The 2,909-nt window shown below is 68.2% G+C and carries 3 protein-coding genes; 1 reads left to right on the forward strand and 2 read right to left on the reverse strand.

What is annotated here, in order from left to right; genetic code table 11:
• Both FKP22_RS26090 and lplT read right to left on the reverse strand, forming a co-directional pair.
• Positions 1-556 (reverse strand): DMT family transporter (locus FKP22_RS26090; protein WP_141290766.1); only part of this gene is annotated, 556 nt, incomplete at its 3' end.
• A gap of 7 nt (positions 557-563) precedes the next feature.
• On the reverse strand, positions 564-1,841 hold the full coding sequence (gene lplT, locus FKP22_RS26095) for a lysophospholipid transporter LplT (RefSeq protein ID WP_141290768.1): 1,278 nt from the start codon (positions 1,839-1,841) through the stop codon (positions 564-566).
• A 165-nt stretch (positions 1,842-2,006) separates the two neighbouring features.
• Here lplT and alr point away from each other — a divergent pair.
• The coding region (gene alr / locus FKP22_RS26100) for an alanine racemase (protein WP_141290770.1) at positions 2,007-2,909 on the forward strand (903 nt) is incomplete at its 3' end.

Genomic DNA, 2,909 nt, shown 5'->3' on the forward strand with positions numbered 1-2,909 from the left:
GCCCGCGGCCGCCTTCGCTGCGCTGCGATTCGCGCCGCAGCATGATGTTGTTCAGCGCAAAGCTGAAGCCGCCCGCCAGGCCCAGCAGGTCGATGGGCTGGACCTGGCTCAGGTGTTCACCGTCGGCCGGCCACAGCACGAGCACTGCGCCGGCCAGCGCCAAGGCCACGCGCAGCAGCGCGGCACGGGTGACCGGCTCGTGCAGCACCAGCCGCGCCAGCACCACGGTCCACAGCGGCATCAGGTAGAACAGCAGCACCACGCGCACCACGTCACCGGCGGTGATGCCCCAGTTGAAGCAGGCGTTGGTGGTGCCGGCGGCGAGCAGGATCAGCCACAGCGTGGGCTGGGTGGCCAGCTCGCGCCAGGCGCGGGGCTTCCACAGGCCAATGGCCACCACCGCCAGCGCGAAGATCACTGCGGTGGCCCACAGCGGGTGCATGCCCCTGGCCTGCAGCGCGCGCATTGGCCACCAGGTCAGGCCCCAGATCATCGCGTTGAACAGCAGCGCGGCCACGGGCCGGCGCGCCGCGTATGCGGCAGGCGTCGCGCTCATCGGCAGCTCAGTGCCGGTCGCTGCGGGCGATGGTCAGCAGCCGTTCGACCTCGGCCTGGTGCGCAACAGTGTTGCGCAGGTGCCAGCGGCGGATCATCCACATCAGCCCGGCCACGCCGATGCCAAACACGGTGATCGCCGAGAAGGCCGACAGGCCGACGCGCGTCATGCCGGTGTAGAACGCGCCCAGGCCCAGGATGCAGGCCTGCTCGTTGAAGTTCTGTACCGCAATCGAGCGGCCGGCGCCCATCAGGTTGTGGCCACGGTGCTGCAACAGTGCGTTCATCGGCACCACCAGGTAGCCGCCCAGCAGGCCCAGCAGCATCAGGAAGGGTGCTGCCACCCAGACGTTGGTGATGAAGTTCAGGCCGATCACCAGCAAGCCCATGCCAATGCCCAGGGGAATCACCGTGGTTGCCTTGTCCAGCCGCACCCGCATCGAAGCAGCCACGGCGCCGACGGCGGTGCCGATGGCCACCACGCCGACCAGGCTGGAAGCCTTGGTGGTCGAGAAGCCCAGCGCCACGGCGGCCCAGGCGAAGACGATGACCCGCAGGTTGCCCGAGACGCCCCAGAACAGCGTGGTCGTGGCCAGCGAGATCTGGCCCAGCCGGTCGGCCCACAGCCGGGTGTTGCAGTGGCCGAAGTCGCGTACCAGGGCCAGCACATTGGTCGTCATCGGCTGCAGCGGCGCGTCGGTGCGCGGGATGCGCAGGTTGAAGATCGCCGCGATCACGTAAAGCGCGACCAGCGAGGCAATCGCCGCTTCCGGCGGCGTGTCGATGCCGGTGTCTATCATCGGCAGGTCGAAGCCCAGCAGGATCGGCGAGATGTGCGGGCCGACCAACTGGCCACCCAGCAACACGCCCAGGATGATGGAGGTGATGGTCAGGCCTTCGATCCAGCCATTGGCCTGGACCAGCTGCGAAGGCGGCAGCAGTTCGGTCAGGATGCCGTATTTGGCCGGCGAATAGGCCGCGGCGCCCAGGCCGACAATGGCGTAAGCGAACAGCGGATGGCCGCCGAACAGCATCATCAGGCAGCCCACGACCTTGATGCTGTTCGAATAGAACATCACCTTGCCCTTGGGCACGGCGTCGGCGAAGGCGCCGACCAGCGGCGCCAGGATCACGTAGAACAGCGCGAACATCGGCGTCAGCGCCGGGATCTGCCAAGGGGCAGCGCCGGAGCTTTTGAGCAGTTCGATCGCGCCGACCAGCAATGCGTTGTCTGCCAGCGAGCTGAAGAACTGCGCTGACATGATGGTGAAAAAGCCTTTTTTCATGCAGGGCAGAGCGGTGCTGGCGTCGGGCTTGTGTCGCGGTAGCGGCCCGTTCGTCTCGCGAAGTCTCCTTGTGAGCGAGGGCGGTTTATAGCACGGGGGTGGGGCGCGGCCGCCGCGGGGCGGCTGGCACAATCGCCGCGCCAAGGAAATGCTGCGCCGCCCGTCATGCCCCGTCCGATCGAAGCCCTGATCCATCCCGATGCCCTGAGCCACAACATTGGCCGGGCCCGCGACTTCGCGCCCGATGCCCGGGTCTGGGCTGTGGTCAAGGCCAATGCCTACGGCCACGGCATCGAGCGCTGCTTCGACGCGCTGCGTGCGGCCGACGGCTTTGCGCTGCTGGACTTCGCCGAGGCCGAGCGCCTGCGCGCGCTGGACTGGCGCGGCCCCATCCTGCTGCTGGAAGGCTGCTTCGAGCCGCGCGACCTGGAGCTCTGCTCGCGCCTGAACCTCTGGCACGTGGTGCACCAGCCGCAGCAGATCGACTGGCTGGCCGCGCACAAGACCCACACGCCGCACCGCGTGTTCCTGAAGATGAACAGCGGCATGAACCGCCTGGGCTTCAAGCCGGACGCCTTCCGCGCCGCCTGGGCCCGGCTCAACGTGCTGCCGCAGGTCGAAGAGATCTCGCTGATCACCCACTTCTCCGACGCCGACGCCGACCGCTTCGGCCACAACGGCATCGAACACCAGCTCGCCACCTGGCTGGCCACCACGCATGACCTTCCAGGTGAGCGCTCACTCGCCAACAGCGCTGCAACGCTGCGCCATCTTGCCAACGCTGGTGCCCGCTCCGACTGGGTGCGTGCCGGCATCATGAGCTACGGCAGCGCACCGGATTTCCCCGAGCACGACATTGCCCACTGGAACCTGCGCCCGGCCATGACGCTGCGCTCGCAGATCATCGGCATCCAGGAACTGCAGCCCGGCGACAGCGTGGGCTACGGCAGCAGCTTCGTCGCCGAGCAGGCCATGCGCGTGGGCACCGTCGCCTGCGGCTATGCCGACGGCTACCCACGCCACTGCGGCACCGGCACGCCCATCCTGGTCGACGGCGTGCGTACCCGC

Source organism: Ideonella azotifigens, from assembly GCF_006519715.1.
GTDB lineage: Bacteria > Pseudomonadota > Gammaproteobacteria > Burkholderiales > Burkholderiaceae_C > Ideonella > Ideonella azotifigens.

Excerpts from the sequence above, each read along its gene's own strand:
- lplT (WP_141290768.1), bottom strand. The coding sequence starts at position 1,841 with ATGAAAAAAGGCTTTTTCACCATCATGTCAGCGCAGTTCTTCAGCTCG.